The organism is Klebsiella sp. 141198, from assembly GCF_050600785.1.
Taxonomy (GTDB): Bacteria; Pseudomonadota; Gammaproteobacteria; order Enterobacterales; family Enterobacteriaceae; genus Klebsiella; species Klebsiella aerogenes.
The window spans coordinates 1-525 of sequence record NZ_JAQIRM010000020.1 but is presented as its reverse complement, the minus strand read 5'-3'; the positions used below and the strand labels follow the sequence as shown (position 1 = coordinate 525).

Annotated in this window: 1 rRNA gene; it reads left to right on the top strand. The window is 52.2% G+C overall.

The window, feature by feature from the left end:
- Positions 1 to 70 precede the first annotated feature (70 nt).
- A 16S ribosomal RNA gene (locus PGR10_RS25380) occupies positions 71 to 525 on the top strand; the annotation flags it as partial.

The window sequence follows — 525 nt, the reverse complement described above, 5'->3', positions numbered from 1 at the left end:
AAATGAATACCAAGTCTCTGAGTGAACATACGTAATTCATTACGAAGTTTAATTCACGAGCATCAAACTTAAATTGAAGAGTTTGATCATGGCTCAGATTGAACGCTGGCGGCAGGCCTAACACATGCAAGTCGAGCGGTAGCACAGAGAGCTTGCTCTCGGGTGACGAGCGGCGGACGGGTGAGTAATGTCTGGGAAACTGCCTGATGGAGGGGGATAACTACTGGAAACGGTAGCTAATACCGCATAACGTCGCAAGACCAAAGTGGGGGACCTTCGGGCCTCATGCCATCAGATGTGCCCAGATGGGATTAGCTAGTAGGTGGGGTAATGGCTCACCTAGGCGACGATCCCTAGCTGGTCTGAGAGGATGACCAGCCACACTGGAACTGAGACACGGTCCAGACTCCTACGGGAGGCAGCAGTGGGGAATATTGCACAATGGGCGCAAGCCTGATGCAGCCATGCCGCGTGTATGAAGAAGGCCTTCGGGTTGTAAAGTACTTTCAGCGAGGAGGAAGGCAT